The organism is Thermodesulfobacteriota bacterium, assembly GCA_034189135.1.
Taxonomy (GTDB): domain Bacteria; phylum Desulfobacterota; class Desulfobacteria; order Desulfobacterales; family JAUWMJ01; genus JAUWMJ01.
On sequence record JAXHVO010000133.1, the window covers coordinates 1 to 14,809 of the forward strand.

General features: G+C 43.6%; 12 protein-coding genes. 7 read left to right on the top strand and 5 right to left on the bottom strand.

All coding sequences use genetic code 11. The features are described 5' to 3' along the window. Together SWH54_19710 and SWH54_19715 are read left to right on the top strand one after the other, a co-directional pair. On the top strand, positions 1 to 918 hold a 918-nt coding region (locus SWH54_19710; GenBank protein ID MDY6793496.1), incomplete at its 5' end, for a potassium channel family protein. Between the two features lie 283 nt (positions 919 to 1,201). Continuing rightward, positions 1,202 to 1,624, top strand: a complete 423-nt coding sequence (locus SWH54_19715) for a DUF1566 domain-containing protein (GenBank protein MDY6793497.1) — start codon at positions 1,202 to 1,204, stop codon at positions 1,622 to 1,624. Between the two features lie 276 nt (positions 1,625 to 1,900). On the opposite strand, the gene SWH54_19720 is transcribed toward SWH54_19715, so the two are convergent. The 5 genes from SWH54_19720 to SWH54_19740 all read right to left on the bottom strand — a co-directional run bounded on the left by SWH54_19720 (position 1,901) and on the right by SWH54_19740 (position 7,156). Beyond that, positions 1,901 to 3,115, bottom strand: coding sequence for an FAD-dependent oxidoreductase (locus tag SWH54_19720; protein MDY6793498.1), 1,215 nt, complete (start codon positions 3,113 to 3,115; stop codon positions 1,901 to 1,903). A gap of 158 nt (positions 3,116 to 3,273) precedes the next feature. Further along, positions 3,274 to 5,175 (bottom strand): anaerobic carbon-monoxide dehydrogenase catalytic subunit, encoded by a 1,902-nt coding sequence (gene cooS / locus SWH54_19725; GenBank protein ID MDY6793499.1) that lies wholly within the window; start codon positions 5,173 to 5,175, stop codon positions 3,274 to 3,276. An 11-nt stretch (positions 5,176 to 5,186) separates the two neighbouring features. Then, positions 5,187 to 5,801: a 4Fe-4S dicluster domain-containing protein gene (locus tag SWH54_19730; GenBank protein MDY6793500.1), complete on the bottom strand. Its 615-nt coding sequence runs from the start codon at positions 5,799 to 5,801 to the stop codon at positions 5,187 to 5,189. A gap of 224 nt (positions 5,802 to 6,025) precedes the next feature. Continuing rightward, entirely contained in the window at positions 6,026 to 6,463 is a 438-nt protein-coding gene (locus SWH54_19735; protein ID MDY6793501.1) for a SoxR reducing system RseC family protein, read from the bottom strand. 339 nt (positions 6,464 to 6,802) lie between these two features. Next, positions 6,803 to 7,156, bottom strand: coding sequence for a DRTGG domain-containing protein (locus tag SWH54_19740; protein ID MDY6793502.1), 354 nt, complete (start codon positions 7,154 to 7,156; stop codon positions 6,803 to 6,805). Between the two features lie 369 nt (positions 7,157 to 7,525). Here SWH54_19740 and SWH54_19745 point away from each other — a divergent pair, with 369 nt between their 5' ends. The 5 genes from SWH54_19745 (at position 7,526) to ade (ending at position 14,527) form a co-directional block, all read left to right on the top strand. Continuing rightward, complete coding sequence (locus SWH54_19745) at positions 7,526 to 8,347, top strand: purine-nucleoside phosphorylase (protein ID MDY6793503.1); 822 nt, start codon at positions 7,526 to 7,528, stop codon at positions 8,345 to 8,347. A gap of 5 nt (positions 8,348 to 8,352) precedes the next feature. After that, positions 8,353 to 9,660, top strand: a complete 1,308-nt coding sequence (locus tag SWH54_19750; protein ID MDY6793504.1) for an amidohydrolase — start codon at positions 8,353 to 8,355, stop codon at positions 9,658 to 9,660. Beyond that, positions 9,657 to 11,225: a response regulator gene (locus SWH54_19755; GenBank protein MDY6793505.1), complete on the top strand. Its 1,569-nt coding sequence runs from the start codon at positions 9,657 to 9,659 to the stop codon at positions 11,223 to 11,225. The genes SWH54_19750 and SWH54_19755 overlap by 4 nt, the downstream gene beginning before the upstream one ends. Beyond that, entirely contained in the window at positions 11,225 to 12,592 is a 1,368-nt protein-coding gene (locus SWH54_19760) for an amidohydrolase (GenBank protein MDY6793506.1), read from the top strand. Before SWH54_19755 ends, SWH54_19760 begins: the two co-directional genes overlap by 1 nt. Before the next feature lie 219 nt (positions 12,593 to 12,811). Next, positions 12,812 to 14,527, top strand: a complete 1,716-nt coding sequence (gene ade / locus SWH54_19765) for an adenine deaminase (protein MDY6793507.1) — start codon at positions 12,812 to 12,814, stop codon at positions 14,525 to 14,527. The last annotated feature ends 282 nt before the right edge of the window (positions 14,528 to 14,809 follow it).

Consider the following 14,809-nt stretch of genomic DNA (forward strand, 5'->3'; position numbering starts at 1 on the left):
ACCTTTAACGAGTTGCCAATGCAAGTAAATTATGCATTTTCTGGAAAATCTTCGTTTTACTTCTATGCGATTTTACATCGTAAATTCAAACAGTTTTCAATTGTCGTTCAGACACTAGCTAATAACGGAGAAAACTATACTATTGAAAGGAGATCAGACAACGATACTTCACAACAGCGCTTTTATGAGCTATTCGAAAAACATAATGGGGCATTTTTCCCGTTCGGATTCAAGGACTATCGTTTGCGTCGATTAATTGATCGATTAGACTCTGGCCGAATTTGGCGAAAAGCTAGGAGCATTCCGTTTAAAATTTTCCAATCATTTCTATATCGTTTTGAGCGCTTAACTTTTGTCATCACAATATATTGTGCAATCGTAACACCGATCTGCAAGATGGAAATAGTGCAATCATACTTTGGCTATTACACTCATTGCGTACTTTTAGCCATAATGGCAATAATGCTGGTAATTATGAACATCCTCTTGTCGGTAGAGGCAGTTTATTCTTATGGCGTTTTAGGTAGTTATGCGACAGCGTTCCACATGATGTCGGCGGAAACTGAAAAATGGGCAGGAGGATCAAATTTTTTGCTTGAATTGCGAGTTTTGGTAGGCAAGGTAATAACTACTATCGTTGCAGGGGCGACTGCCTTCTATGTTTCCCATGTTTCTTATATCACTTTGGGTGGCAATATCTCCACCTTCGAAAGCGAAAAACCAATTAGTGCTATAGTTGTGTACTTGCAATCGATGTATTTTTCGCTAACGACTTTGCTTACCGTTGGATATGGTGACATTAATCCAAAACCAGGTCTGGGTCAGCTCGTCTCGTTCTTAGTACAGCTGCAGAGCTTTGCGCTTTTGGGAATAGTTCTAACAACAATAGCCAGTTTTGCGTTACCTAAGTCAGAATGAATTTTTTTGCCTACTTAGGAGGAATTGCATAAACCAAGCGCTACACGAGAAGCCAAAAGCCGCAAGGTTTTTGGCTTCTCGTGAACTTTCCGTTATTTTCCTACTTTTAATTTTCTCAGTTTACTTGCAAAAAACAGCCCAAAAACCCCAAAAAACCGCTAATTTTCTTAACAATCAATTCACTATTAAAATATCTAATACTTCCCACATAAATATCCGAATCGTTTCACAATAGTTTCATATATAGCTCCATCAATCCTTATTTTTAAATTTCTGAGTTCATTTGTCCCCCCACAGCTATGCAAATTGGCAGGAAGGCCAGGATATTATCGCAGGTATCAATGATGGTACATATGTTAACTGCAGCGCAGGGTATACGGACTGGCGCCTTCCCAACAGGAAGGAACTTCACAGCCTGACAGATTTTTCACAATTCAACCCTGCCATGCCGCAAGGCCATCCTTTTGTTAATGTGGAGCCGAGCCCTCCTGGATTTTATTACCAGACCTCTACCACCTGCGCGAACAGCACCGGCTCTTTCTGGGGCATCAATATTGGTAACGGCAAAATAATCAATGCACAGAAACTTAGCGCAGTAAACTGGGTATGGCCGGTACGTGGCGGATTATCAGGCAATGGAAGCAGTGGGGGAGGAAGTGGAGGCGGCTGTTTTATTGGCGCTACGGCAGATGTAATTTCAAAATAATGGAATCTGATGCGGAAAACCAAAGAGATAATACTGTTTATGCTCGTATTATCTCTTTGAGTTTTTTCTTGTTTCCCGTCAGTGGTTTTTAAAAATGGGTAGGTTTTAAGATTTGGAAAATAAATATTTTAGGTTCTTCTCCAATTTAGTTGGGGAAGAGGGTCCAAGCTTGGCTCCTTGAACCCTCTGAAAACACATTGACTCACTTGAATATTATTCACTTGACTCGCCTTAAATGACTACAACTAATCGGGAGATAATCCATATTTTACCGCTTTATAAAGTTTGGGTCATTAAAATTCCCGGATAAAAATATTTTGATAAAAGTCTGTCTTTAAATTTTGCAACACTCACTCTTTTGGCAAAAAGAGATAAATAAACGCCTGCATTCGATATATCTCCCAGTAACACAAATCCTGTAATTTTATCGTCTGTTAAATAGATTTTGCGCAAAACATCTTCGGTTTTATACTTGATTTCTTCTCCCTCCAATTTTCCAACGACTATTATTTTAAAGCTCAGTTTTTTTAAAGAATTCATGTTTATCTGTTGTTCATATTCCCTTTTCTTGCCCAGAATATTATAGGCCACGGTTTGTGCATGATTTACCGCAACAGGAAACAAACCATGGATTTTCCTTTCTCCGGACACACGTTCAACTGTTTCGGCGACATTCCCACATGCATAGATATAAGGATATTTTGTCTGGAGGTATTCATTGACAATAATTCCCGTGTCATACTCGATATCGGTATTCTTAATCAGATCAATGCTGGGTTTGACACCGGTTGCGGTGATATAAATATCCGCCTTTAATTTCTTTCCATCCGTGGTTAAAAGACCTTCCACAAATTCTTCTCCAACAAACTCCTTTCCCTCAGTATTCAGCATGACATCAACACCCTGGGACCGAAGATCCTGTTCAACATATTTGGCGGTTTCGGTATCTATTAAGCGGGGCATGATCCAACCCCTCCGGTTGAGTACGGACGATTTAATTCCAATTTTTGCAAGAGATAATGCGATTTCAACTCCGATAAATCCCCCCCCGACAATGATGGCGGTTTTTTCCTTGCCTTCTGTTGCCATCCTTTTTATTTTATCTGTTCCAACAAAGGTTTTAAAATCAGAAATACCCTTTTTATGCGAACCTTTAACCGGAGCATATAATGAAGTGCCCGTAGCGATAACCAAATAATCAAATCCGATCGTTTCATCATTTTCAGTTTCCAGTTCTTTTTTTTCAGGATTAATTTTAGCGATTTTTTCACCGGCCCGGCAAATAACATTATATCTTTCGCAAAAGTCCTTGCCTTCCCAGAATAAAACCTCTTCATTTCCGCTAATCAGATATTCGCCAAGGGACGGCGGGGAATATGGAGGAGTTTTTTCAGCGGAAAACATGGTAATATGGTCATCAAAGCCATTATTTCTTAATGTCTTAACCACATTTACACCCGCCGGTCCCATTCCTATTATGGCTACTTTCATGATTTGCTCCTATGCAACAAGCCTCAATCGCTTGGTTCACAATATTTGTCGGCATTTACATCATGTATGCTTGAATCGTTATTCCTCAGTCGCCGATTCAAGCTTCAGGGTTTCCCGCTGAAAACGAGAAACCCTGAACTTACGAACGCTCAATTATCTTATATTCCCAAATCCTTCCTCTTTTTTTCTATATGATCAGATATCAGATTTGCAGCGGCAACCGGATCCGGTTCAACGGCAAAGGTTGCGTGAACAACGTTCTCCAAATCTTTAGCCACCAGGTTGATCACATTGCTGCTGCCAAATATCTTGGGAGGTATTCCCAGAACAGTAAACACTCCGGAAGACACAAAATATGAGCCGATTGATACTGCTTTTTGCGAATACCATTCGGGGGCAGCTCCTGCCAGGGGAAGCTGATCAATACCAACTCCCAAAGCATTACCCAATGCTGCTCCCAGAACAAGAATTCTGGAACAATCCACACATGAACCCATATGCAAAACCGGAGGGATCCCTAAGCTTTTGCAAACCTCTTTCAATCCATCTCCGGCCAATTCTGCCGCTTCAGGTAATAACAATCCTTCTTTCCCCGAAGCGATCGCTGCGCATCCTGTTTCAACCACCAGAATATCTTTTTTAATTAATTCTTTGGCGAGCTGAAGATGCCCGTAATCATGTTTAATTTTAGGATTATTGCATCCGACAATTCCAACCGCCCCCCTGATTTTTCCGGCGGCGATCACATCCACCAGCGGCTTGGGAGTACCTCCCAATGCCTTGACGATGGCCTCCACAGAGAATCCGGCCACCATTTTCATTGGTTTTCCCGGAATTTTAACCCGGTCAGGATTTCTGTTGGGATAGTTCTCAATAGCCATTTTTATAATCTTTTTCGCCGTGTCGGATGCGGTCTCCGGATGAAATTCCATATGAACCGCACCCGGGACTTTTGACTTCTCGCTGGTGGAAACGACTTTTGAATGAAAACAGCCGGCTGTCTGTGTAATAGAAGGAAAAATACACTGATAATCGATCACCATCACTTCCACTGCACCGGTAGCCAGAATCAATTCCTGGTTCAACATACCTCCGGCAACCGGGACACCTTTTCTCATCAAAAGTTCATTGCCGGTGCAACACATACCGGCAAGATTAATTCCTTTAGCACCATTTTTTTCAGCCAGTTTCTTCATTTCAGGATCTTCCGCAGCTTCAACCACCATTTCAGACAGAATGGGATTATGCCCATGGAGAATAACGTTGACCATATCCTCCTTTAAAACTCCCATATTGGCCCAGGTCTCCTTGATTCCAGGCGTGCCAAAAAGTATATCAGATGCTTCTGTTGCCATCATTGAACCGCCCCAGCCATCTGACAGGGAAGTTCTTAATCCATGAAGAAGAATATTGGCATAATCCGCGCCGACACCCATATGTATTCGATGCATGGCTTCCACAATTTCTCTATCTACACTCCTGGGATATATACCGGCTGTTTTCCAGATTTTTTTGGTCTGTTCCGGTGCTCTTTCAACAAATTGGATACTGTTTTTTATGGTGCCGAATTCTTCCAGTAAAGCCAGAGCCACATCCTTGGCAATTTCATTTTTATTTCTTTTTTTGGTTTCTATTCCCAATTCAGCAGCAATGGTGTTTAATTTCTCTGTATCTGTAATATCATACCCCTGGGCTTTCCCGGTGGCGGTTTCGTATAAAGTTTCAACGACTTCACGACCATGGTCCGAATGGGCAGCCGCCCCTGTAGAAAGATCATCTAAAAAATTCCTGGCCACAATAAGATCTGCGGTTGCACCGCAAACGCCTCTTTCAGGACCGCCTTCAAAGGGGTCTATTCTGCACGGCCCCATGGTGCATCGATTGCAACATACCCCTAATTCACCAAATCCGCATTGGGGCTGCTGCTTTTCGAGCCTGTCCCATGCAGTTTCAATCCCTTCTTTCAAGGTAATCTCCAACGCAGGCTTGGCAGACTCATCAGTGGTTCTGTCTTCAACCATTTTTTTTATTTTATCAGAATTATATTTTATATTATCCATCAGTTACCTCCTTAATTGGATGAGGGCATCGGCCCCAATTGAGCAATTTTTTCTTTAATACTTTGAAACAGTCTAATGTTAGCCGGCACTTCAGATGGTTCTATCCCTTTAATATCTTTTGTTATTTCCATAACCACATCTTTCTTTAAACCGCTTACTATTTCATTAATATCTCCAAACACAAGGGCGCCTGCCTTACATGCTTCAACACAGGCCGGTTCTTTTCCATCTTTTTGGCGATCAATACAATCATCACATTTGTAGGAGACAAATGTGTTTGTGGCCGGGGTTCGGTGGAAAGTAATCGTGCTAAAGGGGCATACCATGGCGCACATTCCACAGGATATACAACTGGTTTCTTTGACCAGAACAGAACCGAATTCATCATCTTTATAGATTGCTCCGGTAGGGCAGATTTGAAGACAGGGGGCGGGATCACAATGTCGGCAGCGATTGGGAAATTTCATAAAATCTATTCCCAGACCAACGCTTATTCTGGGTTGCGGCTGTGGATCATCATTTAAAATAGAGAGCAAATCTTTATTTTTAGAATGCTCTTTCGCACAGGCGATCTCACAATGCCTGCAACCGACGCATTTTTCAACATTTACCAAAACGGTTTTCATAAAAACCTCCTTTCAATGTTCCTCAACAATGATAAACTTGTAAAAAGTAACGCCGATGGCTAAGTAAAGAGTTTTATATAAAGGCGCAGCGGTTTTTCAGCCATTCTGTTTATTTTCTTATGATGGTGTTGTTTTAACTTTTTTAACCCTCAACAATGAGGACAGGCATATCCTAAACAATGCTGCCGGGCTGTTGATTTGATATCTGCTGGAAAATCAAGGTATTATTGCGGCTTTAAAATCCTTATAATTTTTGGTTTGTATTCATTTTTCCGGGCCATGGTGTTTCCCCTTGATTTGACGAACCAGACGGAAATAAAGAAAAATAAAAAGCCGACGATCGCCGAAAATAGAGAAGGATCAAAATCAAGCCAAGGCCCTGTCTTTTGACCGATAACGGCCCCTGCAATCATGAGCAAAATCGGGAACACGTAAAGAAGAAATGACGCTTTGAGCAGTGAGGCAGTTCCGATACTGATAATAATTAAGTCACCCACCTGGGCACCCGCCTCATTTATGGCTTCCACTTCCATTTCTTTGCCGTTTTCCACTGCATTACAGGAGCTTTTGGCCGAGCATGTTTCACATGCACTGGTTCTGGTGGTTTTCACCCATGCAGTAGTGGCATCAATCTTTATGACTATGCCTCTTTCAGTTGCCAATATTTTTCCCCTGCAAAAACCAGCTTTGCCAATTGCGCCTGTGGCTTGACAGAATACCGATCCTGTTAAAATATGAACGTGCCACATCGAACCTTAAAGATCGAAGAATGATGTCCCGCCACTCATCAAACGACTATAAATTTGAATAAAAACCAATATCAAACAGTTGACAACTGGCCCCACTTCTCCATCTTGCCCATTCAACATTCACTGTTTGATGTTTGCTGTTCGATGTTTAGTTTTTCAGTCCATCTTCCCGGGTCCATCCGGCGCAAAAATGACTTAATGACCCAGCGATTGGGACAGACGCTGCATTTTATAAAAACAGGTGGTTTAACTTCACCAGGACCCGTCAAGTCCCCTTAACCCATTCATATAAAGTCGTCCAGAAGCAATAAAAAGCGAATAACGGGTAAGTAAAACGGGAAGGTTGTGGGATTTTGCAAGCTTGACGATATCTTCCTTTGGCCTTTTTCCGCGCACAAAGACAACGGCCCCCACGCCTGCAATCTTGGCCGTGCTGATCACCTCATCGGACATCAACCCTGTCAGGAGAACCGCATGCTCAGCCACTGCTGCCAGAACATCATCCATCAAATCAGCGCCACCTGCGCCCACTATAATTTTGTCGAGCTGATCTTCTCCTGCAAGAACCTCCGCTTTTAATACATCCCTAATTTCTGATAATTTCATAGAAATATTCCTAATGAGCTCTTAGATCATAGCACATCGCTGATAGTTAAATGGATATAACCATTTTTACTATGAGCTGTGAGCTATCAGTTAACCACGGTTTGCTCAAATTATATAGTATCATTGAAATACTGAAGTTCATTTATTTGTGTGACATAATAATAAAAAAAAGTCAATGCTGCGGTGGATAAATAAGCAGAATGGTTGACTGTATTTAACAACCGGACTATATACGAAAGAGTACCTATACCGCTTGCCATAAATATGTTCCGAAATATGGAATTGCGGTATAAGTGGTTGTAGAAAAAAACGTTTCGATACCGGAACGTTTTTTTGACAACCGCTATAAAAGCTTTCAGGAGTCTTATCATGCAACATTATATCGCCCGCGTAAATGAAGCAGCTGCGTTTATAAAAAACCAAACTAAAAAAGATCCAGACATTGGGCTGCTGACAGGAACCGGGCTAGGTGAATCTGCGCAATCACTTGTAACAAAAGCATCTTTTGAGTATGGGGAAATTCCGCATTTCCCTGTTTCAACGGTTGAAGGTCACATGGGAAAACTTCTGGTGGGTGACATGCATGCCAAACGGATGATTGCCATGCAGGGTCGTTTCCATCTCTATGAAGGATATTCGCCCCTTGAAGTGACTTTTCCCATAAGGGTGATGCAACGGCTCGGCGTTCAAATACTTATCCTTTCTAATGCGGCAGGGGGCCTTAACCCCGAATTTATGCCCGGAGATATCATGATCATCAATGATCATATCAATCTGACCGGTTCCAACCCGCTTATCGGCCCAAATGTAGAAAGCTGGGGCATTCGATTCCCCGACATGTCCGAAGCTTACAGCAAAAGCCTTGCCGCACTCGCCGAAAAAGCCGGATCAGATACAGGCATCGATCTTAAAAAAGGCGTTTATGCGGGACTTATGGGCCCATCTCTTGAAACCCCTGCCGAAGTCCACTTTCTTAAAACCATAGGTACGGATGCGGTCGGATTTTCAACTGTTCAGGAAGTCATTGCTGCCGTGCAGGCAAAAATGAAAGTGCTCGGACTGTCAACCATAACCAATGTGAACGATCCGGACAGCCCTGTTCCTGCGACGGTTGAGGAAATTATCCAGGTGGCGCGCAAAGGGGCTCATGATCTTGAAAAAATTATAAACAAAATTGTGGAGAATGTTTAATAACGATGAACTCAGCTGATATACTGGTTTCAAATGGAATTGTTCTGACGTTAAATACAAAAAACTTGCAAATCAAAAACGGTAGTGTGGCCATTGAAAAAGACAAAATCGTTGCAGTGGGAAATAATGATGAATTTGCAACATGGGATGTCTCGAAAGTCATTGACGCAACCGACTGCATAATTATGCCGGGTTTGATCAATACCCACACCCATGCGGCCATGGTTGCTTTCCGGGGTCTTGCGGACGATCTTCCCCTGATGACATGGCTGAATGACTATATTTTTCCGGCCGAGTCCAAACTCGATGAAGACAAAGTATATCACGCAACGCTTCATGCATGCAGTGAAATGATCATGTCGGGAACCACGTGTTTTTGCGATATGTATCTTTTTGAAGATGCGGTGGCGCGTGCGGCCAAACGTTCGGGAATGCGAGCCGTTGTTGGAGAAGTGCTGTATGACTTTCCTTCCCCCAATTACGGCCCCATTGAAAATGGTTTTGCTTACAGCGAAATGCTGATTGAAAAGTGGAAAAATGACCCTTTAATTAAGATTGCGGTTGAACCGCACTCACCCTACCTCTGTTCACCTGATCTTTTAGAAAAGGCTTTTTCCATCGCCCGGGCCCATGATCTTTGCCTGGTCATCCATGCGGCTGAAACCGAAAGCGAAGTGAAAAAGATTAAAGACAAATATGGTCTGACGCCGATTGGACACCTTGCCGATCTGGGGGTTCTGGCCCCGAATCTTCTTGCCTGTCATTGTGTTGTCCTCACGGATGACGATATCTGTCTTTTACAGCAATTTGATGTAAAGGTGGCCCATAACCCTGAAAGTAATATGAAGCTGGCCTCCGGCATCGCACCGATACCAAGGTTATTAAAGGAAGGAATCTGTGTCGGGCTGGGAACCGATGGGTGTGCAAGCAATAATAATCTTGACCTGTTTCAGGAAATGGATACCGCCGCCAAGCTTCACAAGGTCAATACCTTTGATCCCACCGTCCTGGACTCTACCACCACGCTCAGAATGTGTACCATTGAGGCGGCACGGGCCCTCGGTCTGGAAGAAATCACCGGCTCCCTTGAAGTCGGCAAGAAAGCGGATATCATTATACTGGACACAAAAAAACCGCATCTAACCCCGATGTATAACCCGGCCTCACACCTGGTTTATTCTGCAAAGGGAAGTGATGTAAAAACAACCATCATAAATGGTGAAGTCGTCATGGAAGACGGGAGACTCATTACACTCGACCTTGAAAACACAATGGATCAGATAAGAAAGATTGCGGAGAGTATAAGAAAATGAAAAAAGAAACTTTACATTTGCTCATGCTCAAAGACAATCCCGATGATGCTGAACGGACAGCGAAGGTCCTTGAAAGTGATGAATTTACGATAGAATGGAACCGGGTGGATACGGAGGAATCATTTAGAAAAGCCCTGGATGAAAAGCCGGACCTGGTCCTTGCCGATTACAGCCTGCCAACCTTTGACGGTATGTCTGCCTTGGAAATAAAGGCAGAAACCGCACCGGGGATTCCACTGATTATTATTTCAGCTGCCGCCGGCGATGATGCGGCAATTGAATGTTTGAAAGCCGGAGCAACCGATTATGTTCTCAAAGACAAAATATCTCGTCTGGGGCTGTCCGTAAAACGGGCGCTTGAAAAAGCTGAAACATACAAAAAACGAATACAAGCCGAAGAGGTTCTGTTAAAGAACGAGGAAAATCTGCGCCAGATCCAGAAGATGGAGGCCATAGGAACACTGGCAGGGGGAGTTGCCCACGATTTTAATAACATACTTATGGCTATTCAGGGAAACGTCGATATTGCTTTAATGGACATTGAAAAAGATCATCCGGTGTATCTAAACCTTATGGAAATTCGACAAGCATCGGAACGCGCCTCAGGTCTCACCCGACAACTCCTGCTCTTCAGCCGTAGACAACCAATGGCACAAGCTCCTCTTGATCCTAACGAAATAATTGCAAACCTTTATAAAATGCTAAACCGTTTCATCGGTGAAGACATTTTTCTAACACTTGATCTGGCCAGCGATCTCAAGATGATAAATGGGGATGCAGGAACCATAGAGCAGATGATAATGAACCTGGTGGTCAACTCAAGGGACGCCATGCCTGGTGGCGGAAAAATTATGGTAAAAACCCAAAATGAGCTTTTTACTGAAGAAGACTGCAAGCCATACAGTGATGCCACCCCTGGTGAATTTGTGTGCGTTTCAATTCATGATACCGGCGAAGGCATTGACCCTTCCATTTTAGACCGTATCTTTGAGCCTTTTTTTACCACCAAGGCACAGGGAAAAGGAACCGGCCTGGGTCTCTCAGCAACGTATGGTATTGTGAAAAAACACGGAGGGTGGACCAACGTGGTAAGTCAACCTGGAGACGGAACCACTTTTAAAATATATCTGCCGGCCATCTCCGTCAGGCCTGAACAGGTACGTCAACCCCTTGTTTCTCAGAAAGAATTCAAAGGCCATGGAGAACGAATTTTACTGGTCGAGGATGAAGAAGTGGTAAGGGATCTCCTTTTTGACATGTTAACAGGCAAAGGATATAAAGTTTTTCCTGCGACCAACGCAAAACAAGCGCTTGATATATTTGAAAAAGAGGAGGGTGACCTCGACCTGGTGTTTAGCGATGTGGTTCTACCCGACCTAAGGGGTCCAAAGCTGGTTGAACGCCTTCTAAAACAAAAACCAACAATCCGTGTGTTATTCACCAGCGGGTACAGTGATGAAAAATCGGACTGGCAACTTATTCAACAACTTGGATATCCGTATCTCCAAAAACCGTTTACATCCTATGACATGCTCAAGACAGTAAAAGAGGTGCTGGAAAAATAATGCATTTCGATACCGTTATCCACAACTGCACCATCATTACAGCTAATCATAAATTTGATATTGTTAAACACGGTATCATCTGCATAAAAAACGGCCGCCTTGAAAAAATTTCTACCAAGGCTCATGAGCAAAAGCTTCCGGACTCAAAAAAGGTAATCGACGCCAAAAACGGGATTGTCATGCCCGGCTTGATCAACACACACACCCATCTTCCCATGACGCTTTTCCGCGGGCTCGCCGATGACCTGCCCTTGGATACCTGGCTGAATGAACATATTTTCCCTGCTGAAAAAAAACATATCAACTCCGAATCCATCCGTTATGGAACTCTTCTGGCCTGCTGTGAAATGCTGCTTTCGGGAACGACCACCTGCTGTGACGGATACTTTCTGGAAGATACAGTTGCCGAAGCTGTAAGCGAATCCGGTATGCGGGCGATACTGGGTCAGGGAGTGATCGATTTTCCGGCTCCCGGAGTTGCCGATCCGTCGAATAACATAAAAAACGCTGTGGAGTTTGCCAAAAAATGGCTGGGTGTTTCTCCCAACATCATCCCTTCGATATTTTGCCATTCGCCTTATACCTGCTCCACCCGCACATTGAAGCAAGCCAAAACGGCTGCAACCAACCAAGGCCTTCTTTTCCAGATTCATGTTTCAGAGACAAAACAGGAACTTTATCAGATGCAGTCTGAACACCGGATGACGCCGGTTGAATATCTGGACAGCATCGGCATACTGGATGCCAACACGCTTTGCGCCCATTGTGTCTGGTTAGACGGTGATGACATTGAAATTATAGCTAAACAAAATGCAAAAATTTCCCATAACCCCGAAAGCAATATGAAGCTTGCCGCAGGGGTGGCACCGGTACCACGCTGTTTGAATTCCGGGATAACGGTGGGTCTGGGTACGGACGGATGTGCCAGCAATAACAACCTTGATCTTTTCCAGGAAATGGATATGGCGGCAAAGCTTCACAAGGTTGTCAGCCACGATCCCACTGCCATGGAGGCAAAATCTGTGATTACCATGGCCACCTTGGCCGGTGCCAGGGCCATCGGTCTGGACAATGAGATAGGTTCTTTAGAAGTCGGCAAACAGGCAGACCTTATTATTATTGATACGGACAAGCCGCACCTGAAGCCTATGTATAATCCGGTATCCCATATTGTTTATGCCGCTTTGGGATCCGATGTGCAGGACGTACTGGTTGCGGGTAACATACTGGTGAGAAACCGAAAGCTGCAGACTTTAGATCTGGACAGCACCCTTAAAAAAGTTAACAAAATCAGTAGGTTGATTAGCAGCAAAAATTATGTCCCTGAAAATAGGACACCGATTTTCACAGATTCACACAGATTTTAATACTGTTAATACGTTATAGTAGAATACAATTTTCTAGCTGTGTAATTCGTATTCATCCGTGTCCCATTATAAAAAAAACTATTTTTTCACCACAAAGCCCACAGGTAACACAGAATATCCTATTTTATTAACTAGTTACCTCTGTGATCTCCGTGGCCTCTGTGGTGAATTTGACTTTTTACAAAACTCTGAACCGTGAACCCTTGAACCTGAGTTACCATGAATCTTGATGAAATGATAACATACGCCAGGGGGGAAAAACAGGCAGACCTTCTTTTGACAAACGCTCGTGTGGTTAATGTGTTTTCCGGTAAAATTATTCCCCGCAGTATAGGCGTTGCCAACGGATATATTACCGGATTCGGGTCGTATCCTGCAAAAAAGACAATAGATATGAATGGTCGCTTTGTGGCCCCCGGATTCATCGATGCCCATGTTCATATCGAAAGTTCAATGTCATGCCCCACTGAGTTCGTCCGTTGTGTATTGCCTCATGGCACCACCACCGTTGCGGCCGATCCCCATGAAATAGCAAATGTTTTCGGCGCTGAAGGTATCGACTACATGATCGATTCGAGTAAAGATCAGCCGATGAATATTTTTTTTACCCTGCCCTCCTGCGTTCCGGCTACTGAAATGGAAACGTCCGGTGCAAAACTTGACGCAGATGATCTTTTACCATTTTTTGGCCATGAGCGGATTATTGCTCTGGCGGAAATGATGAATTTCCCCGGCGTGATTTACCGAAACAAACAAGTTTTAAAAAAAATAGAACGCATGAAAAAACAAAGCAAACCTGTCGACGGCCATGCACCAGGCCTGACCGGACGTGACCTTTATGCTTATATTTCCGCCGGCATTTCAAGCGACCATGAATGTACGACTATAAAAGAGGCTGAAGAAAAACTCAATGCAGGGATGCATATCATGATAAGAGAGGGAACCGGGGCAAAAAACCTTAAGGCTCTTCTTCCACTGGTTAACCGGCATACCGCTCGTCGGGTCATGTGGTGTACCGATGATCGGCATCCCCATGATATCATCAAAGAAGGTCATATCGATTTCATCGTGCGCAGCGCTATTAAAATGGGTCTTGACCCCGTAACGGCCATTAAAATCGCAACCATCAATCCAGCCGAGTATTTTGGCTTAAATCATGTGGGAGCCATTGCGCCGGGGAGACAGGCGGACATGGTCGTTTTTTCGCATATTAACCATCCCGTCATAGAAGAGGTTTATGTCCGAGGGAAGTTGACAGCCAGAAAAGGAAAAATGTTGCCTGGAATTAAAAAACCAACGCCTTTAGATATCCGGTCATCAATGAATGTGGACATGGCTAAAATAGATTTTTCTATTCCCGCCGTAAACCGGCAGGCAAGAGTCATAGAAATAATTCCCGATCAGCTTGCCACCGGCCAAAGCCTTAGCAAAATGCCCGTTTCCGGAAGTACGGCCGTATGCGATATCAAGCGCGATATACTAAAAATTGCTGTGGTTGAAAGACACAGGAAAACCGGAAATATAGCGGTGGGTTTTGTAAGAGGTTTTGGCCTAAAACAGGGTGCCCTTGCATCCTCTGTCGCTCATGACAGTCACAACATTATAGTCACCGGCACCAATGACGAAGACATGAGAACTGCTCTTGAAGCCGTAGTTAGAATGGGCGGCGGACTGGTCGCAGCATACAATGGAAAAATTTGTGCAGACCTCCATCTTCCCATTGCCGGTCTCATGTCCATGCAGCCGGTAGAAACAATTAAACAAAAGCTCGATCATCTGATCGAGATCTCCCGAAAATTCGGTTCATCTTTAAACGATCCTTTTATGACTCTTTCTTTTCTGGCACTTCCTGTCATCCCGGAGTTAAAAATCACCGATAAAGGGCTTGTGGATGTTACAAAGTTTCGTATCGTTCCCCTTTTTGTAAATGAATAACTCAAGTTTCGCACCCCTTAATTTCGTCACCGTCAAGACGGTAAGGGGTAAAAATAACATTTTTAAAGTGAAATCATTTACTTAATTTTTTTTGCAACTGGCACCCAGTGGTTTATACCATATGATCAGGCGCGGACAAGATATCACTTGTTGGCTTGAATAAGGAGTCATGACCTCCGGCCCAGCCGGAGGCTTGCATAAAGCCCTATAAGGGCATCGATACTGATAACCCCTTAAGGGGTATTATTGTGTTAAAATTACTGTTCTGCGACCAAATCCATT